The 17989-nt window shown below is 62.6% G+C and carries 14 protein-coding genes and 1 riboswitch; of the genes, 11 read left to right on the top strand and 3 right to left on the bottom strand.

Features of this window, described 5'->3' with window-relative positions; genetic code table 11:
* Positions 1 to 13: 13 nt before the first annotated feature.
* From F4Z81_07295 to F4Z81_07285, 3 genes are all read right to left on the bottom strand, one after another.
* Positions 14 to 2878, bottom strand: a complete 2865-nt coding sequence (locus F4Z81_07295; protein MXW04858.1) for a hypothetical protein — start codon at positions 2876 to 2878, stop codon at positions 14 to 16.
* A gap of 112 nt (positions 2879 to 2990) precedes the next feature.
* Entirely contained in the window at positions 2991 to 3872 is an 882-nt protein-coding gene (locus F4Z81_07290; protein ID MXW04857.1) for a DUF4249 family protein, read from the bottom strand.
* Between the two features lie 2 nt (positions 3873 to 3874).
* Positions 3875 to 6184 (bottom strand): TonB-dependent receptor, encoded by a 2310-nt coding sequence (locus tag F4Z81_07285; GenBank protein ID MXW04856.1) that lies wholly within the window; start codon positions 6182 to 6184, stop codon positions 3875 to 3877.
* Between F4Z81_07285 and F4Z81_07280 the strand changes: the two genes are divergently transcribed.
* The 11 genes from F4Z81_07280 to thiE all read left to right on the top strand — a co-directional run bounded on the left by F4Z81_07280 (position 6109) and on the right by thiE (position 17663).
* Positions 6109 to 7128: a hypothetical protein gene (locus F4Z81_07280; protein ID MXW04855.1), complete on the top strand. Its 1020-nt coding sequence runs from the start codon at positions 6109 to 6111 to the stop codon at positions 7126 to 7128. The genes F4Z81_07285 and F4Z81_07280 overlap by 76 nt on opposite strands.
* 316 nt (positions 7129 to 7444) lie before the next feature.
* Complete coding sequence (locus F4Z81_07275; protein ID MXW04854.1) at positions 7445 to 8419, top strand: tetratricopeptide repeat protein; 975 nt, start codon at positions 7445 to 7447, stop codon at positions 8417 to 8419.
* A 119-nt stretch (positions 8420 to 8538) separates the two neighbouring features.
* The gene (locus F4Z81_07270) at positions 8539 to 9210 is read left to right on the top strand and encodes a sigma-70 family RNA polymerase sigma factor (GenBank protein ID MXW04853.1); all 672 of its coding nucleotides are present in this window, start codon (positions 8539 to 8541) and stop codon (positions 9208 to 9210) included.
* A 9-nt stretch (positions 9211 to 9219) separates the two neighbouring features.
* A complete protein-coding gene (locus F4Z81_07265; GenBank protein ID MXW04852.1) occupies positions 9220 to 9711 on the top strand; it encodes a hypothetical protein in 492 nt (163 codons plus the stop codon).
* Positions 9712 to 9721: 10 nt separating this feature from the next.
* On the top strand, positions 9722 to 10861 hold the full coding sequence (locus F4Z81_07260; GenBank protein MXW04851.1) for a hypothetical protein: 1140 nt from the start codon (positions 9722 to 9724) through the stop codon (positions 10859 to 10861).
* 170 nt (positions 10862 to 11031) lie between these two features.
* The gene (locus F4Z81_07255; protein MXW04850.1) at positions 11032 to 12393 is read left to right on the top strand and encodes a TolC family protein; all 1362 of its coding nucleotides are present in this window, start codon (positions 11032 to 11034) and stop codon (positions 12391 to 12393) included.
* A 32-nt stretch (positions 12394 to 12425) separates the two neighbouring features.
* Entirely contained in the window at positions 12426 to 14615 is a 2190-nt protein-coding gene (locus F4Z81_07250) for a hypothetical protein (protein ID MXW04849.1), read from the top strand.
* A gap of 99 nt (positions 14616 to 14714) precedes the next feature.
* A riboswitch (TPP riboswitch) is annotated at positions 14715 to 14811 on the top strand.
* A 25-nt stretch (positions 14812 to 14836) separates the two neighbouring features.
* Complete coding sequence (gene thiO, locus F4Z81_07245) at positions 14837 to 16018, top strand: glycine oxidase ThiO (GenBank protein MXW04848.1); 1182 nt, start codon at positions 14837 to 14839, stop codon at positions 16016 to 16018.
* Positions 16002 to 16202, top strand: coding sequence for a sulfur carrier protein ThiS (thiS, locus tag F4Z81_07240; GenBank protein ID MXW04847.1), 201 nt, complete (start codon positions 16002 to 16004; stop codon positions 16200 to 16202). The genes thiO and thiS overlap by 17 nt, the downstream gene beginning before the upstream one ends.
* 49 nt (positions 16203 to 16251) lie before the next feature.
* Positions 16252 to 17031, top strand: coding sequence for a thiazole synthase (locus F4Z81_07235; protein ID MXW04846.1), 780 nt, complete (start codon positions 16252 to 16254; stop codon positions 17029 to 17031).
* An 8-nt stretch (positions 17032 to 17039) separates the two neighbouring features.
* Positions 17040 to 17663: a thiamine phosphate synthase gene (gene thiE, locus F4Z81_07230; protein MXW04845.1), complete on the top strand. Its 624-nt coding sequence runs from the start codon at positions 17040 to 17042 to the stop codon at positions 17661 to 17663.
* Positions 17664 to 17989 lie beyond the last annotated feature (326 nt).

Below are 17989 nucleotides of genomic sequence, written 5' to 3'. Positions count from 1 at the left end.
TATAGCGTGCAACCTACGTGATGTAAGTACCGCGTTCGACCCGGCGTTTATCTCTCGCGCGGAACCAGTAGGTCACCCCCTCTACCAGGCCGTCCGCATCGGGGTAGATCTCCGATCCCGCCGGCAGGGATTCCAGGAACAAGCGTCCGTACGCCGTACCGACGACGCGCTGGTCCAGTATGGTGACGACGCCGTAGTCCCGGGTGGAACGGATGAGCCGGCCGAAGCCCTGCCTGAACTTGATGACCGCCTCCGGTACCTGGAATTCAAAAAAACTGTTGCGCCCCGCGTCTTCCAGGCGTTCCACCTGCGCCTGGACCAGCGGTTCGGTCGGCACCGCGAAGGGCAGCTTGACCAGAATGACCATCTCCAGCGCCTTTCCCGGTACATCGACCCCCTCCCAGAAGCTGTCGGTGCCCAGCAGAACGGCGGTATCGGACCTGCGGAAACGATCCAGCAGCGCCGAGCGCGGTCCGGACGTGCCCTGCGCCAGCACGGCCACGCCGTGTTCCGCCAGGTCCGGTTCGATGTCCTGGTAGGTCCGGTTCAACTGGGTGTACGAGGTGAACAAAACCAGGGTGCTCCGCATGGTGGAAACGACCAAGTCCAGGATGAGCCGGCTGACCGAGTCTTGAAAAGCATCGGATCTGGGCGTCGGAAAGGCGGCGGGCACGCAGACCAGCACCTGGTCCGCGTAATCGAAGGGCGAACCGATGCCCCGCACCTGGAGCCGCCGGGGATCGATCCGGTCGAGCCCCAGCCGTTCGAGCTGATAGTCGAAACGGTCTCCGACCGTCAGCGTGGCCGATGTGAGCACGGCCGTGCGCAAAGGGCGGAAAAGGTCGTCGTGCAGGCGGTCCGCCACCCGGAGCGGCGCGGCGGTCAGGACGCACGACAGGGGTTGGGACCTGGCGGCTTCAACCCAGTAGACGCGCTCTCCCTCGTTCGCCTCCGTCAGTACGAAGAGTGCCTCTTCCATTGCCGAGCAGAAGTCCATGGCGGCCACAATGGCGTTCCCGCGCGATTCCCGGTCGTCCAGCCACGAATCGTGGACCTGGTCCAGCGTCGCGTGGAGCATGCCGAGGGACTCGCGCAGGCCGGCGAGACCCTCGATGAGCACCCGCGCCGATGACTTCAGGATACCGGCATACTCGTCTTCGGCCCGGTACCTCAGTTTGGTCCGACGGACCGACCCATCGTCCGACTGGCCGAACGCTTCGTCGCTGGCGATGCGGAAGAAGTCCTCGATCCGGCGGTTCACCTCCGTGATCCGGTCGATGGCCATGCGGGTGCCCGCCTCCAGCGGAGTCTTCCAATCCAGGTTGTCCGCCGCTTTTTTGGCCAGTCTGTCCAGCCCTGCCAGCACACCGGTCCCGCCCCATTCGGGTGCATGCATCCTGCCCAGTACGCGGCGCATGCGCCAGCCTCCCACTTCCAGGGTCAGGTGCTGCACGGCGGCGCGCTCCAGGTTGTGGGCTTCGTCGATGATGAGATGGCTGTACCGGGACAGCACGGCATGGTCGGACTGGAGATCGGCAAAGAGCAAAGCGTGGTTGATGATCACCACGTGGGAAGCCATGGCCGCCCTTCGGACACGGTTGACGAAACAAGCTTCCTTGAGCACGCACCGTGGGCAGGCGGTCCCCTCGCCGTTGATTTTCTCCCACAGGCCGGCTCCGGCGCCCCGGTTGAATCCCGCGTGCTCGGAAATGTCCCCCGTCTGCGTTTCCCGCGCCCACACGGCCAGGGGGATCGCGGCTTCCCGTTCCTCCGCGGTCAGATGGTCCGCGGGCCGCCGGGTGACCTGCCGCCACCGGTCCAGGCACAGGTAGTTGGACCGGCCCTTGAGGAGGGTGGCGCGGAAGGGCAGCCCCAGATTCTCCAGCAGGAAGGGCAGGTCCTTGTAGAACAGCTGTTCCTGCAGGTTCCTCGTGTTGGTGGATACGATGACCCGCTGATCGTTTCGCACCGCCCAGATCAGGGCCGGCGTCAGGTAGGAAAGCGATTTCCCCGTGCCCGTACCCGCTTCCACCAGCAACACCTCGCCATCGTTGAACGCGCAGGCGACGCTGCGGACCATGGATACCTGCTGCGGCCGTTGCTCGTAACCTTCCATGCTGCTTTCGAACAGCCCGCCGGTCTCAAACATGCGGGCCAGCTCCTCCGTGTCCATCGGATCGAGATCACCGTCCGCTTCGTCGGTATCGCACGAACCGTCGCCGATCGTGGGCGGACCGAGTGCGGTATGGGCGATCGACGGACTTTCCCCCGAAGTAGACGGAATGTCCTTACGGGACCCGTTACCACCGAGGCCGGCCGGCCGGGCCGTCTGGACCGTCCGGGCTGCCTGGACCGTCATCCGGGCAAGCAGACGCTCCAGCCCCGTTCCGGTGCCCTCCGCGAGCAGGATCAGCGTTTCTACGGTGTCGGGATGCTGGGACGCCAGCAAATCCAGCAGTACCCGGCACAGCACCGCCGTCTTCAGCGCGTCCCCGGTCCCCGACGTTTTCGGTTCGACGCATCGTTCGACCGTTGCGCGTTCGTAGTCCCTCAGCCCGGGCAGCAGGATCCGGGCGAGCAGGCGCACGTCCAGCACAACGGCGTCGATGCCGGCCGCGATCTGCCAGAGACGCTCGGTCAGGTGGTCTTCCGGCCCATAGGCGGCGAGCAGAGGTCCGGAGGCGTCCGCAGCGGCCAGGTCCCCGATCGCTTCCAGGTCCAGGCCGGTACGTACCTCCGGTTTTTCATCGTACCGGAGGAGCACTACCGTAAAGGACTCGGCCTGTCGCGAGGACAGGTCATCCGGTTGGATCGCCAGAATCGTAAACGGGAGGGAGAACTCGCTGGCGGGGATGTTGTTGGGCGTTGGTGCAGACATGAATCCGCGCAGTTCGGTGGAAGGTCTGGTTCAACGAAAGGAACGGGCAATGGAAGATAGGCTGCGGAGCGGGATTTGTCAAAGCAACGGACCGCCAGGAAGCCGGGTCGCTTCAACTTTCCGGAATGACGAAGAAGCCGAAGGAATCCAGGGAGGCCGAACCGAATACGCCGATCCCGCCGTCGAGATTGAAAACCGGTCTTTCGAAGGTATCGCCCGCCAGGCTGCCGAAGCCGAAGGCGTTCTGTCCTGAGGCCTCCACGCTTCTGAGGAAATCGAACAGGTTCCGGTCCAGCGCGTACACTTCGACTTTGTGTTCTCCGGACGAGCCAATGGCGAACCAGGGCAGCAGCAGCCGGCCGTCCCGCGCTTCCAGGGGAGGAGAACCCCCGTCCTCGGAACCGGGTTCCAGGACGATCACCTGGTAGGCTTCCACGTCGAGCGGATCGAAACGGACCTCGATCAGCCCCTCCTGATAGGCGATCCTGTTCCCTTCGGCGGAATCGGGATCCAGAAGGCGGATCACCTCCATGGATGGCTCTTCGAGTACGGCGATCTCATCGATGACCAGGGGGGCCGGTGTGCTCGTGACCCCACGGACTTCCTTTCCAAGCGCCCGCACGCGAAGCCGGTATTCGGTGTTGGGGCGTACCCTCGGCGCACCGGGCGGCGGGAGGTAACGGCCCAGGTGACCGACACTCGCGTACCTGTACTCCGCAAGTCCTTGTATGACGGTAACTTCGGCATCGTTCACCGAGGTGGCCTCCCGGGTCGACACCGCATCGGCCGTGCGGGTCCGTGTGACGATGATCTCAGGCAGAATGCGATCGACATACAGTACGGCATCCACGACGATCGTTTCGCGCTCGTCCGGACCGAAGAGCGTCGCCGGATCCCGCTCCCCCGAACAACCCGGATGGGCGGCGATACCGGCGAGCAGGACGGCCGTCAGGACGGGTGTGATGCAGCGGGGCAGCCTGGTCGTTTTACTCATGGTCAGAAGTTGTAGTTCAGCCCGACGGTGGGCACGATGGGCAGCATCTTGACGACTTCCGCGGTAGTGACCTCTTCGTCTTCCGTATCATACTGGACAAACCATTCGTTGCGATGGTTGTACGCGTTGAACACCTGCAGATACCACTGAAAGTCCCGGTCGAACAGGCGGAAGTCCTGCTTGACGCTCAGGTCCATTCTGTGGTATGGCAGCAGCCGCGAGGTGTTGCGGTCCGCGGGCAGGAAGTAGTCCTCCCGTATGCCGGTCCGCGCCGATTCCCGCAATTCGTACCGGGCGGAGGCGGGCGTGAAAGCCTGTCCGGTCGCGAAGATCACATTGCCGCCGAATGACCAGCGGCCAGCCCGGTAGTTGGCCGATACCACGAGATCGTGGCGGCGGTCGTATTTCGGAGAATACCATTTGCCCTGGTTCACTTCCGGAAACTGCCGTCGCGTCCACCCGAGCGTGTAGCCGATCCATCCGGTCAACCTGCCCGACATGCGCTCCACGAACGCCTCCACGCCCGTGGCATAGCCTTTTCCACCGGTGATGAACACATCCTCCGACCGGGTTTCGTCGCCGCCCACCGCCCGCGTGTTGTCCACGACCACCAGGTTGCCCAGCCGCTGATAGTAGGATTCGAGCGAGAGCCGGTAACTCGGCGCCGGATCCCAACTCGCCCCGATAACGTAGTGCCACGCCTGTCCGGGGGACACGCTACCGTCGAGCGGCACCCAGAAATCACCGCCGCTGAAGCCTTCCGTCGTGATGAGCTGCAGATACTGGTGGTACCGCCCGCCGCCCGCCTTCAGGCGCAGTCCTTCGGACAGCCGGTGGCTGATGGACAGGCGAGGTTCCAGGTCTATCGTTTCGCGTTCACTGTAGTAGTTCGCGCGCAACCCGAGGCGTACCGAGGTGGAAGCCCGGGCCTGCCACTGATCCTGGGCATATACCGAGATCACATAGGGTTTCAGCCTGAGGTCGAGCTGGTCATCCTGGTTGAAGCTTCTGATGAAACTGAACCGGTATGCCGAAGCGCGGAAACCTCCCTTCAGCGCGTGCGCCCCATCGGCGACGTAGTCCAGGTCGCCCTTGACGCTGATGTCTCGAATGCTGTTCCTGAACAGGATCTCCGTGCCGTCGAAATTCGCCGAAAGCCGGCTCGTGTAGTCACTGCCGGATACCATGAAATTGCCGAAGAGCGTCGGCGAGAACAGGTGCGTCCATTTGCCCGTGACCGCCGAGTTGCCCCAGCGAACGTTGAAGAGGTCGTCCTCGCTGGTCTCGAGATTGAGATCGTCCCGGCCGAAGTATCCGCTCAGGACCAGGTTGTCGGAGTAGGACAGATTCTGGTTGATTTTTGCATTTACATCATAGAAATAATATCTTGGGATATCCTCCACGCGCGACCGGATATAGGCCAGGATCGGTTCCAGGTACGTACGCCGTCCCGAGACCATGAACGAGCCGCTCGCAAGGGGGCCTTCGATCATGGTACGCATCGAGATGAGGCTGATCCCGCCCGAACCGCCGAGTTTGTTTCGGTTGCCGTCGCGGTTGGTCACGTCGAGGACCGCGCCGAGGTTGCCGCCGTAACTGGCGGGATAGGCGCTCTTGTGCAGGCGCATGTCCTTGATGGCTTCCGGGTTGAAGATGGAAAAGAAACCGAATGCGTGCGAAGGGTTATAGAGGGGGATCTGGTCGAGCAGGATCTGGGTCTGGTCGGGGCCGCCTCCCCGTATGTACAGGCCGCTGCTGATGTCCGAGGAGGCCTGTATGCCCGGGAGGAGCTGAAGGCTGCGCAACAGATCGGTTTCTCCGATGGCGGGCAACTCTTTCAAGACCGCGGCCTGGAGGGCGACGAACCCGGGTTGCGCAAGCCGCTCGTCCCGGTATCTTTCCGCTTCTACGACGGTTTCGTCGCCGATTATCAGGGTCGGTACGAGTTCCACGTCCCGTCGGAGATAGGCATCGGGACCGAGGCTCAGCGTATCCCGGAACGTCTCGTATCCGATGAAAGACACGACGAGTTCGTAGGAACCCTCGGGGATCCCGGTAATCGCGTAGAAGCCGTTATCATTGCTCAGGGCGCCGAGGGACGTGCCGCTCAGGAACACGTTGGCGGCAAGCAGGTACTCGCCGCTGTTGCGGTCCGTGACGAATCCGCTTATCGTGGCGGCTTGCGCCGAGGCGGGGATCAACAGCAGGGAAAACAGTACCGCGTAGCACTTCATAGATGCCGATCGGACCTGCACCAGGTTCGTCGATTCGAATATACTACGTAACCGGACCAGCCATGCCCCGGGACGCATTCAAAAGAAACCTAAGCCATCTTCGTCTCGAAGTCAACGAGGGGAAGGGCTTCGAGGTCTACGCGGGCCGGAGCGGCGGCCAGTTGCTGTGCCGGTACAATGCCGCGACCGGCCATCTGCCCCGGGACGAGTCGCCCAAACCCTGTTTTCATCCGGTTTACACCTCTTCCGGCGGTTTGATCAGTGAATACCGCCCCGAGGACCACACCTGGCATCTGGGGTTGTATTTCGGCTGGGTACACGTTAACGATACGAATTTCTGGGGCGGTTCATGGTACCTTCCGGAGCACGGCAAGTACGTTCCCGTTCCCGGCAGCCACGGCGTGCAGCGTCACGATGAGTTCATAGAGGTTGCCGACCTCGAATCCGGCGTCGCCGTCGGCGAGCGCCTCACCTGGCTGGACCGCAACGATCACCCGGTAATCCGGGAGACGCGCCGGTTCGATTTCCTGAAGACCGCGGCGGTCAGCGAGCCTGGCCAGGCTGACCAGGCTGGCCGCTGCCTCTGGCTCATCGACTCGGTGATCACCCCCGTCGAGGAAGAAGTCACCCTGGGCGCGTCACGCGCCGCCCGTTACAGCGGGCTGATCCTGCGCATGGGACCGCCCTTCGCCGATGCGCACCATACCAGCGGCAGCGGCCTCAGCGGTCACGAAGCCATCATGAGAACGCGGGACAGATGGGTCGCCGCCGCGGGCGCCCAGGGCGGCATGGTGGTCATGATGGACCATCCGCGGAACCTTCGCCACCCGGTGCAGTGGTTTACCCGGCGCAATCTCCTGGGCACCGGGCCGCTCATGGAAGAAGACCTTACGATCCCCGCATCGGACAGCCTCCATCTCCGTTACGGATTCCTGGTGCTTGACGAGGTAGCCGGCGAAGGAGAAATCGAAGACCTGTACCGGTACTACGTGTCCGCATCCGACGAGCGATCCCCGACGTAACGTCCGTGCGCGCCTATCGTCAGGCGTCTCACCGGCGGCCAAATGTGCGCGCGCCGTTCATTCTTGCTTGACATGCGGCCGGGAACGGCCGATTTTCGGAGTCACGACAGATTCACCTCACAGTCAATCGATTCAGGCAAGCGCTCGCGTGCCTGGCCACCGGATAATCTCATCGGTTAATCCCGTGTAACCTCACCGGCGTATGCCGTCGTTCGGCGGCCGATGATCCGCGGGAACGGCCACTTCGGGAACGGCCACTTCGGGAGCGGGTACTTCGGAAGTGGTCGCGGCTTCGCCCCGGCACAATCGGAGCATAATGAACAGAGATTCGCTTGTAAAAGAAGTGGCATCCGATTTGCAGGTATCCAGGCACAAGGTAAGAGTCGTGCTGAACGGACTCCTGTCGGAAGTTACCGAGGCGATGCACCGGGACGAGCGGGTGAATCTGCACCGTTTCGGCGCCTTCAACGTGAAGGTCAGAAAAGCACGTACGGCCCGGGACCTGAATACCAACGTGGAATTGCGGCTGAACGACCGCCGAATCCCCCACTTCATGCCCTTCGATACGTTGAAGGACATCGTCGCGCAGCAGTCTCCCGTTTCCGCGGAACAAACCGGACCGGTGGCCGCCGACACGGTGCAACAGGTCGAGGAGACGCCCAGAGAACGGTCCGACGATATCTCCGCCATGATGACCAGGGCTGAAGTCCTCGCGAACAAAGGCAAAATCGAACAGGCGATCCAGCAGTACAGGCGCATACTCGAACGGCAGCCGAGACACGCCACCGCGACGGGCAGCCTGGGCAGGATGTTCTTTCGCCTCGGCGCCCAGGAAACCGCCCTCCAGCACTATAACCGCGCGCTGGGAAACGATCCCGGCCACCTGGAAACGCTGGTCGACCGGGCGGAGTTGTTCGTGGAGATGGGGCAGTACGAGGATGCCAGGACCGACCTGCTTCGCGTCCTGGAATACGACCCGTATTCCTACCGGGCCTGCTACCTGCTCGGCGTGCTCTACATCACCATAGGTACCTACGACGACGCGATCAGGGTGCTCTCCCGCGCGCTGGACGTGGACCGGACGAAATCCGAGGTGCACCTGCAGCTGGGCAAGGCTTACTGTCACGTGGAGAAGCACACGGAAGCGATCGAGCACTTTGAAGCCCTGCTTCGCCATGACCCGCGCAACGGGCAGGCGTATCGGTATCTCGGCACGATCTACGACAAAAGCAAGCAGGCCGACAAGGCGCTCGAGATGTACCGAAAATCCAACGAAATAGGCCTGGTCTGATTTTCGATACCGCGGAAGGGCTCTGGTCAGGCTGAATTGTTGAAGATAACAAACATAAATATGTATACGGGTTTAATTAACGGGCAGGAAAGGGAAGGATCAGGAGGGTCTGTAACCGGATGAACACCGTCAAGAACGTGCATTTGGTCGAGGGACGGAAAAAACCGGCTGCGCGCGGCGCGGGCGAAGACCGGCGCGAAGAAGAACGCGGGTTGATGGAACGGGCTAAAGCGGGTGACGGTCCGGCCTTCGACGAAATGACGAGGCGCTACAGCGAGAAGGCGTATTCCGTGGCATACCAGATGCTCGCGAGTCACGATGACGCGCGCGATCTCGTCCAGGACGCGTTCCTCGAAGTATTCAGGACGCGGGAGCGGTTCAACACGCAGTACAGGTTTTCGACCTGGCTGTACCGCATACTGATAAATAAGTGCATCAACTTCCGCAAGCGGGAAGCCCGCCGCCGCATGTTCTCCTTTACGGATTACGGCTCGCGGAACGGCGGCGCCGGCCAACAGTTTCTGGTTTCCAATCTGGCCTCTTCCGAGAAGAACCCGCACGAGGTACTGGAAAGCGATGAATTGAAGCGGTCGATCATGGCCGCGCTGGATACCCTGTCGGAGCGGCACAGGACTGTTGTCGTGCTGTTCGACCTGGAAGGTCTCTCGCACAGGCAGATCGCGGAAATCCTCCAGTGTCCCGAAGGTACGGTGATGTCCCGGCTGCATCACGGACGGCTCAAGTTGAAGCGCGTGCTGTCCAAGCGACTGGCCGGACACCTTGATCTATAGGAACGCGCCATGAACTGCAACCAGATAAAGAAGCGCCTCACCCGATACCTGGAGCGCATGTGCGACAACCAGGAGGTCGCCGAGATTGCGCGTCATATCGAGTCCTGCCCTGATTGCGCGCGGGAACTGCGCGGATTGCAGTCCGTCCGCGGCATGTTGCGCTGCTGCCGTCCGAAGAAACCCGAGGCGGTAACAATAGCGGAAGTCCAGACCGCGGTGCTCGAGCGCACGACGCATGCCCATATGGTGCCGGGCATGAAGGGAAGGGACGCGCCTGTTCGCGAGCAGCCCGGCCGGTTCGTTGCAGCGGCGGCCGTGCTGTTGCTGGTGGCGGGAGGGCTTATCTGGCAGTCGATCCAGCCGGTCGAGCCTCCGTCCGTCCAGCGCACGCTTTCGGATGACGATATGTTCTTCATCCTGCAGGAACACGCCCTGATCGAGGACCAGAGCGTATTTACCAGCGGTACCCTGGGTTCCGTCATGGTCAACTACAAGGAATAGGTGATACGAGATGCGGTTACGGCCTTTATTCCTTTGTTTCGTCACGACGGCGTGTATCGCGATGATCGCGCCGGCCCGCGGCATCGATCCGGACATCACCTTTCAGAAGATCATGGAAGCCCCGGACCGGGTGAGCTACCACGCCACCCTGACGAAACAGCGGTTCAGCGCAGACGGGGATACCGCCCGTTACGTCCAGATCATCACCCATCAGCGTCCTGACCGGGACCGCATCGACATCCCCGATGCCGAAGGCCGGATCCGCGAGATCATCATCCGCGTCGACCATGACATATACCGGCGCACGGCCTCAGGGGATTCGCTCTCCTACTCGCATCGCCGCCAGTCGAACTCGAACGTGCTCGACATGAACCTGGAGTTCAGCAGTCTCGACCTGCTCCAGACCAACTACGACCTCGAGATCACCGGCGCCGATCGGCTTCTCGACCGTCCGGTGGCCGTCCTGGCCTTCAAGCCCCGCCATCCCGGCAGGATGACCATGACGGCCTGGATCGACGAGGAGACGGGCCTGGTGATGCGCACGGAAGAACGGAACGAGGCGGGCGTGCTGGTCGAGGAAGTCTTCCTGACGGAATTCGAGCAGGACCCGCGGATTTCACCGGACCTCTTCGATACGGAAGAATGGACGGGCAAGTCCGTCGAAATCAACCAGGTCATTGCCTGCGGTTCCATCAGCGAAGTACAGAAGGAGGCGGATTTCAAGTTGAACGCCCCGGTCTACATTCCTCCGGGGTTCATCCTGCAGCAACGCCGCGTCATGCAGCACCACGGCCAACCGCTCGTGCATTTCATGTACAGCGACGGCCTCTCGCGCATCTCGCTCTTCCAGCGGATCGCATCCTCTGAAGCGTCGCACCGGTCTCCCAGGGGTACGCCCGAAATGCATGGCGACGTGCGTGTCTGGGAACGAGGCCCCTATTCCATTCTGCGACGCCACTACGACGGAAAGCTCTTCACTCTGATCGGCGACGTGGCCGTGAGCGAATCCGTCGAATTGCTCACTTCGCTCTGCACGATCAATCCGGCGGTCACCGCATCTCCAGTTCCCACGGGCTACACCTCGTGGATCGGTGCGGGCGCGGGACTCCTCGTGGTCGGCCTGTGGATTCTCTGGCGTCGCCGCATGTGACGGGTGTTGGCCCTACCTCTCCTTCTCAGTTACCCGGAAACCTTCCACGCTGTCTGCGGTCTAACAGATAAACCGATCTGTTGCGCGGGATTTCGCGTGGAATTCCGTCTAATCGATTATAGGGAACCTCATATGGTACTTCGTCGATCACCGTAACAAGGAGCTATTTCATGAAGACGCGACATGCCATTGGCTGGGCTGTCCTGATCACGGCCGGCCTGTTCACCCAGGGAGAAGCGGCACGCGGGCAGGTCACCGGATCCGCCGCGACAGCGGGCGGTCCGTACACACTGGAGCAGTGTATTCAGATCGCAATGCAGAACAATCCCCAGATCGAGATCGCCCGGAAAGGGGTGGAGGTCCAGCAGGCGAATCTCTTCAGTTCGTATTCCGGCGTCATGCCACGGGTAAACGCAAACATCATCGGCGCCAATCGCACGACGTCGGGCGACAGGCCCGTTATCGTAGAAGGCGTTGTGCTCAGGGAAGCGCCAGGCACTACTCGTACGGACTACCGTAATAACGTGTTCCTGAATATGGACCTGTACAACGGCGGCCGGAACTGGAACACGATCCGGCAGGCCATGCAGGAATCCGAAAGCGAGGAGTTCGCTCAGACCAATACCGAGAACCAGGTCATCGTGAACGTGAAGACCGGTTATTACGGCCTGCTGCGGGCTCTGCGGCTCAAGGAAGTGACGGAAGAAAGCGTCCGTCTGAACGAGGAACAACTGCGCCGGACCCAGAGTATGTACGAGATCGGATCCGTGGCCCGCGTGGAGGTGCTCCAGACCACGGCTCAACTCGGCGCAGCACGGATCGACCTGCGTAACCAGGAAAATGCGGTATTGCAGGCCCGGGCCGAACTGGCCAACGTCATGGGCATCGAGTCAAATGAAGCCTTCGAAATCGTAGATCCTTTGGATGGCGGGTCGCTCGACACGACGGCGCTCATGTCCCTCCAGGACGCGCTTCGGCTGGCCAACCTCACCAATCCCGCCATCCAGCGGGACGAGGGCGGCATCCGTTCCGCGATGCTCGGGACGAAAATAGCCAGGGGATTGCTCTGGCCCACGGTATCCGGCAGCATAGGCTACAGCCGGTCCGGTATTCGGTTCCAGGATGTATACGGCACCTATGACAAGAACTGGAACCTGTCTTTCGGCGTGAATCTAAGCCTGCCGATCCTGAACGGCACGCAGACCTACGCCGATATCTCGCGGGCACAGGCGCAGCAGTTGATCGCGGAGGAAACGCTTCGCCAGACGCGGAGGACTACCTCACTGACTATCCGGAACGCCTTGCTCGACCTGGAAACGGCCCGGGAAGTCATCACGCTCAGTAACGACAACATCGTGGCCTCGGAGGAGAGTCTCCGGCTGGCGGAGGAACGTTACAGGGTGGGTTCCGGCACGCTGCTGGAGGTGTTTACGGCACAGGAGGCCCTGGTCCGGGCAAAATCCAACCTGGCCGGCGCGCAGTATGATTACCTGATCGCGCAGGCGACGCTGGACGGCGCCCTGGGAAAGTAACCGTACCCGATCATTAACACCGGAACTCTTGTATGCCCGTGGATATCCAAACGGCTTCCCTGATCTGGATCCTCATCGCCTTCATCATTGCGGGAATCCTGATCTACGGGCTTTCCCGGCGGCTGTTCAGCCTGTTGTCACCGGCCGCCGCCTGGGGTCTCATCGGCCTGCGGATCGCGGCGGCCGCCGCGGCGCTGGCGGTTCTGAGCGATCCCGTCTCGAAAATGGTGCTGGAAAGGTCCGAGTTACCTCGTCTGGCCATACTCGTCGACACCTCGGCGAGCATGGGCCTGACGGACCGGCTGGGCAGGCGGGACGAAGTCCTGGCCTCGGTCCTTTCCGGCGACGCCTTGCATGCCCTTGAGACCCGTCACCGCGTCCATCGCTACCGGTTCGCGGAAGACCTTTCGCCCCTGACCGAGGACTTGACCGATTCCCTGTCCACAGAAGGCGCGGGTACTGACATCGGCGGCGCCATGGCCTTTCTCGAAGGCGGTTCAGGCGCCGGCCGTTTCGCCGCCGCCGTCCTGGTCACCGACGGGAATTTCACCGCCGGGCGCGATCCGCTCAGGGTCGCCGAGGATCTCGATATGCCCGTGTACACGGTGGGGATCGGCGACACGCTGGGCGTCCGGGACATAAGCGTTTCCCATTTGACGGTGAACGAAGTGGTTTACACCGGGAGCAATGTACCCGTCGAAGTCGGCGTGCGTGCCCGCGGGTTTGGCAACGTGCGCGTACCCGTCACCCTGCGGAAAGAAGGCCGCATCCTCCGAAGCGAGGAAGTCACGCTGGATGGCCGGGAAGAGGAACGGACCGTCGTTTTTCACGTCGTCCCCGAGACTGAAGGCATTCACCGGTACCAGGTGGAAGTGCCCGAACTGGATGGCGAGATCACCGCGGGGAACAACCACCGAGAATTCGCGATCAAAGCGCTGAAGTCCGTACTGCGGGTGCTGTATATCGAAGGCGCTCCCCGTGCCGACATGGGCTTCCTGAGGCGCTCGATGGAGAAGGACGCCAACCTGGAAGTGACCGGCATCCTGCTTCGGCCGGACGGTCGGACTTTTCCCGAACCCATGCCTGCTTCGCGGTCGGCCTGGTTCTCCTATGACCTCGTCATCCTGGGCAGTGTGGACTATGAACGCATCCGGCCATGGGCACCATTCCTGGTAGCCTTCGTCGAGGAAAGGGGCGGCGGATTGATCGCCTTCGGCGGTCCGCACAGCTTTGAAATGGGTGGATACGCCGGAACGCCCGTCGGTGATCTGATGCCCTTCGCCATTGCCGCGTCGGCCAGGGGCCTGTCCGAAGAGGCCTTCGTACCGGACCTGACAGCAGCCGGCCGCACGCATCCGATTACCCGTCTGGATGATGACCCGGCCGAATCGGAGCGGCGTTGGCTGGAACTGCCGCCGCTGCCCGGCGTGAATCAGGTCGGACGCGCGAAACCCGGTGCGACGGTACTCGCCAGGCACCCGACCTGGCGGACCGAAGACGAACGCACGCCGGTAATCGCCGAGCATCGTTACGGGCAGGGCCGGGTACTCGGCATCGCCGCCCAGGGCCTGTGGCGCTGGGACCTGATGATGTGGGGCAGCGGCGGGACCAACGCGGCGTACGAAAGGTTCTGGAACAACGCCGTAAGGTGGATTACCGTGCGCGAGGGCAGCCGCAGGATACGCGTCGTTTCGGACAAGCTTCAGTACCACGGCGGTGAAACGATCCGCTTCGACGGTCAGGTCTACGATGAAAACTACCGGCCGGTCGAAGGGGCCGAACTGACCGTGGCCGTTCGCCCGGCGCAGGACGAAACAGGTGCGCTTCAAATAAATCTTACTTCGACGGGGCAGGGGTTCGGCCGATACGCGGGACGCCTTCAGTTTCTGTCCGTAGGCGCATACTCCTTCGAAGCGTCCGCCGCGCTGAGTGGCGTACCGATCGGGACGGACCGGGGAGGATTCGTCGTGGGTGAAGCCGGCGCCGAGTTTGAGCGAACCCGCATGAACCGGGAACTGCTGGTCCAGCTGGCCGATATGACGGGCGGCGGTTTCTACCTGCCATCGGACATCGATCGCATGGCCGACAATATCGAGCTGGACGAGATCACCGTACAGGAGTCCCGCACCGTCTCGCTGTGGAATCATCCCGGCGTGCTGGCGTTGCTGGTCTGCCTGCTCGCGGCGGAGTGGTTTTACCGGAGGCACCTCGGGATGGTCTGACCGATCGGCCGGGCGGCGCCGGGACGGAATCGCGCCAGCGGGCGGTCCAGGCGGTCCGCAAGTATCCGTTGACACGGCCGTCCGCTTTCCGTACACTTCCTTTACCGTTAGGGGCGGCTCCTCGCGAGCCTGAGAATCACGACCCTTCGAACCTGACCTGGGTTATGCCAGCGTAGGGAAACGGCTGAACGAAGCCGTTTCGCAAAGAAGCGGCTTTTTCTTTGCCGGTGAGGCAGTGGCGGAGTTCCGTGGCGCAGCGATCGGACATCGTGGTCATCGGCGGCGGGATCGTCGGTCTGGCCGTGGCGAGACGGCTGAGTCTCTCCGGACGCGCGGTCACGGTATTGGAACGGCACCGGACCGGCCGCGGAGCGTCCTGGGCCGCCGCGGGCATGCTGGCGCCCCACTGCGAATTCGATGAACCCGATCCCTTATTCGCCCTGTGCAAAGCCGGACTGGAACGCTACGCCGGTTTCATCAAAACGCTCAGGGAGGAAACCGGATGCCCGATCGATTACAACTCGACCGGGGTGGTTTTTCCGGCATTGAGCGACCGGGGACAGGCGCGGCTGGAGACGCGGTATGAACGGCATCTCCGGGACGGCGTACCCGTAGAACGGTTGACCGTACGAGAGGCGCGGCGCCTCGAGCCGAATCTGACGAACGGAATCCGCATGGCGCTGCGCTACCCGGACGACCACCAGGTCGAAAACCGGGACGTCGTCACGGCCCTCGCGCAATCCGTCCTGAAGGGCGGCGGCGTGATCCATGAAGGCGTTACCGCGCGGAAGGTCCTGCTGGACGGCCACCGTGTCGCCGGAGTGGATACGACGGAAGGCACCTGGCAAGCACAGACGGTGGTGAACGCCATGGGTTGCCGGGCGCGCTACTTGGACGGCATTGCGCCCGCCTGGAGAGTCCCCGTCCGGCCGGTGCGCGGGCAGATCCTCGCGTTGCGGGCAGGCAACGCGCCACCGTTCCATCACACGATCTATACCAGCGGCGTATACCTGGTGCCCCGTTCGGATGGACGGTTGATCATTGGCGCTACCGTGGAGGAAGCCGGATTCAGGGACGAGGTCACGCTGGGCGGCGTCATGCAGCTGTTCCGGGACGCCCTCGAACTCGCACCCGGCCTGAAGACCTGGGCGTTGGATTCCACCTGGTCGGGACTGCGGCCGGTGGCGCGGGACGGATGGCCCGTGCTCGGGGCCACGGGGACGCCGGGTCTGTTCGCGGCTTCGGGGCATGGCCGGAACGGCATACTGCTGGCGCCGCTGACCGGAGACCTGCTCGCCGAGGCCATCCTGCACGACCGGGTACCTTCCATCATGCGGCCCTTTCTGCCCGACCGCTTCTACCCGGCCGGTACCGGAGAGACGAACGATGAACGTGACCGTTAACGGAAAGACCAGGAAACTGTCCGGAGCGACGAGCATCGCCGACCTGCTGAAGGAACTCGGCGTGTCTTCCGAGGGAACCGCCGTAGCCCTCAACGGCGCTGTGGTCCCGAGGAAGGAACACGGGACGACCATGCTCGCAGGCGATGACGTGGTCGAGGTGATCCGGGCGGTAGCGGGTGGATGACCACAATACACAGCGGCCCTGGACCGTACAGGCAAAGGAGCAGACCAACATGTGCGCCCTGAAAATAGGCGGTTTGACGTTGGATTCCCGGCTGATACTCGGCACGGGAAAATACGCGAGTTTCGAACTGATGCGGGAATCTTTCGAGGAAAGTGGTACGGGCATGGTTACGTTGGCCATCCGCCGGATCGACCTCGACGATACCTCCGGGCAGTCACTGCTCGACTACATCGACCGCGACCGTTACGAACTGCTGCCCAACACGGCCGGTTGCTACACCGCGAGCGACGCCGTGCTGACCTGCGAGCTGGCGCGGGAGGCGCTGGGGACCGATACGGTAAAGCTCGAGGTCATCGGGGACGAGAAGACCCTGTTTCCCGATAACGAGGCTACGTTGGAAGCCGCGCGCACCCTGGTCGACCGGGGATTCAACGTCATGCCCTATACCATCGACGATCCCATCGTCTGCAAGAAACTCGAGGAGGCGGGCTGCGTCGCGGTCATGCCCCTCGCTGCGCCCATCGGCTCCGGCCTGGGCATCCGCAACCCGCACAACATCGCCATCATCGTGGAGAACAGCCAGGTGCCGGTCATCGTCGACGCGGGGGTCGGGACCGCCTCCGACGCGTCCGTCGCCATGGAACTGGGCTGCGACGGCATACTGATGAATACAGGGGTGGCAGGCGCGAAGGACCCGGTAAAGATGGCCGTCGCCATGCGCAAGGCGGTCGAGGCCGGCCGACTCGCTTACGAAGCGGGACGGATTCCCATGAAGGCCTACGCGTCCGCTTCCAGTCCGCTGAGCGGTGTGATCCACTCATCCTCGTAACAGCCTCCATGGTAGACTTCAGGTTCTATCTGATCGGCGATCGGTCCCGCTGCGCCGGACGATCGCTCGCCTCGGCGTTGGGCCAGGCCTGTCGCGCGGGCGTTCGCGCGTTCCAGATCAGGGAGAAAGACCTGAATACTTCGGACCTGCTGGCGTTGACCGGGGAGGTGAAGGCGGAACTCGAATCGCTTGAGCCCGTGCTGGTGGTCAATGGCAACCTGGAGGTCGCCGCGGCCTGCGGGGCGCAGGGCGTACACCTGCCGGAATCCGGCGTGCCGGTCCGCGAGGCCCGCGAAGCACTTCCCGCCGGCATTCTGATCGGCAGATCGACCCACGGCACGGAAAGCGCGCGCGCCGCCGAAGCGGAAGGGGCCGACTTCGTCACGTTCGGACCGGTATACGATACGCCGTCGAAGGCAGGATATGGACCGCCCCAGGGGATTCGGGCGCTCGCGGAAGCGGCCGGCTCGGTGACGATCCCGGTATTTGCCCTGGGTGGCGTGACCCCTGGCCGCACGAGGGCGTGCCTGGAAGCGGGGGCTTCCGGCGTCGCCGCGATCTCGGCGGTGCTGTCGCAACCCGACATACCCGCGGCCGTCAGAAAGTTCGAAAAGGCCCTCGGCGGCCTGTGACCGTTTGCAGCACCGTTCGAGGCACCGTTCGCGGCATCTAAAATAGTTGTTGACAATTCCGGTAAACTTACCGAAGTTAATCAGGAACCATCAAAAAATCCGGATATCTCAACAGCCTTCCGCTTACTTTATCCCAGAGTGAGGCGATGTATGCGGCGCATATGGAAAGAACTGAATCGAACGCTCCTGATGTCGGGCCTGCTTGCAGGAATGATCGGAATCGCATGCAGTGGTACGTCCGTCGAGGAGGAAGCCACGGTCGTCAGCACCGAGACGATCGGCACCGAGATCGGCCATACGGCGCCGAACTTCGAAGTGTATACTAT

Source organism: Gemmatimonadota bacterium (assembly GCA_009835325.1).
GTDB lineage: Bacteria > JAAXHH01 > JAAXHH01 > JAAXHH01 > JAAXHH01 > JAAXHH01.
The sequence above is the reverse complement of the archived record's forward strand: the minus strand, read 5'-3'. Positions and strand labels throughout refer to the sequence as shown.

Coding starts and splice junctions, on each gene's coding strand:
- F4Z81_07295 (MXW04858.1), bottom strand. CDS start 2,878: ATGTCTGCACCAACGCCCAACAACATCCCCGCCAGCGAGTTCTCCCTC.
- F4Z81_07290 (MXW04857.1), bottom strand. CDS start 3,872: ATGAGTAAAACGACCAGGCTGCCCCGCTGCATCACACCCGTCCTGACG.
- F4Z81_07280 (MXW04855.1), top strand. CDS start 6,109: ATGCCGATCGGACCTGCACCAGGTTCGTCGATTCGAATATACTACGTA.
- F4Z81_07285 (MXW04856.1), bottom strand. CDS start 6,184: ATGCGTCCCGGGGCATGGCTGGTCCGGTTACGTAGTATATTCGAATCG.
- F4Z81_07275 (MXW04854.1), top strand. CDS start 7,445: ATGAACAGAGATTCGCTTGTAAAAGAAGTGGCATCCGATTTGCAGGTA.
- F4Z81_07270 (MXW04853.1), top strand. CDS start 8,539: ATGAACACCGTCAAGAACGTGCATTTGGTCGAGGGACGGAAAAAACCG.
- F4Z81_07265 (MXW04852.1), top strand. CDS start 9,220: ATGAACTGCAACCAGATAAAGAAGCGCCTCACCCGATACCTGGAGCGC.
- F4Z81_07260 (MXW04851.1), top strand. CDS start 9,722: ATGCGGTTACGGCCTTTATTCCTTTGTTTCGTCACGACGGCGTGTATC.
- F4Z81_07255 (MXW04850.1), top strand. CDS start 11,032: ATGAAGACGCGACATGCCATTGGCTGGGCTGTCCTGATCACGGCCGGC.
- F4Z81_07250 (MXW04849.1), top strand. CDS start 12,426: ATGCCCGTGGATATCCAAACGGCTTCCCTGATCTGGATCCTCATCGCC.
- thiS (MXW04847.1), top strand. CDS start 16,002: ATGAACGTGACCGTTAACGGAAAGACCAGGAAACTGTCCGGAGCGACG.
- F4Z81_07235 (MXW04846.1), top strand. CDS start 16,252: ATGTGCGCCCTGAAAATAGGCGGTTTGACGTTGGATTCCCGGCTGATA.
- thiE (MXW04845.1), top strand. CDS start 17,040: ATGGTAGACTTCAGGTTCTATCTGATCGGCGATCGGTCCCGCTGCGCC.